The sequence below is a fragment of the Arhodomonas sp. KWT genome (genome assembly GCF_010993615.1).
The window spans coordinates 1-539 of sequence record NZ_WNXE01001094.1 but is presented as its reverse complement, the minus strand read 5'-3'; the positions used below and the strand labels follow the sequence as shown (position 1 = coordinate 539).

At 67.7% G+C, this 539-nt stretch carries 1 pseudogene; it reads right to left on the bottom strand.

The window, feature by feature from the left end:
- Positions 1-539, bottom strand: a pseudogene (locus tag G7A99_RS24335) (hypothetical protein); the annotation flags it as partial.

The window sequence follows — 539 nt, the reverse complement described above, 5'->3', positions numbered from 1 at the left end:
CCGTCGCCACGGGTCCTGGCGACATGCTCTATGCGTGCCGCCAGCGGTTCCCTGCCCGCCTGAATGAGCCGGGCGCACTCGTAGTTGATGACGAACCGCTCGCCGGCCTCGCCCAGGGATCGATTCCGCGCCTCGCGCTCCAGGTAATTCACGCTGAACGGCGGCCGGCGCACCGGTGCCTCCGCGACCCGAGGCTGTCGTGTCCGGCCTTTCGGCCGTTCTGTCAGGACGGCGAGGATGTCGTCGACCTCCGGCACGGTGACCCGCCGATCCGCGCTATCCGCCGCGATCTCCAGCAGTCGCTCCCGCGTCGCAAGCTGCTCCGAGACCTCCTCGAGAAGCGCGCCCTGGTAGTTGCTGCGACGCTTGTAGCCCGCGATGAACGGGAAGCCGAGATCGATGAGCGCGGCACTGATATTCGCGTGCTTGTACTCCACCGCCTGTGCCGAACGGCCGTTCAGGCGGGGGAGAAGCCGCTGCCGATGCGCCGTCTTGTTGTAGCGCACCCCCGAGAGCTCGGCCTCGAGCATATCCAGGTA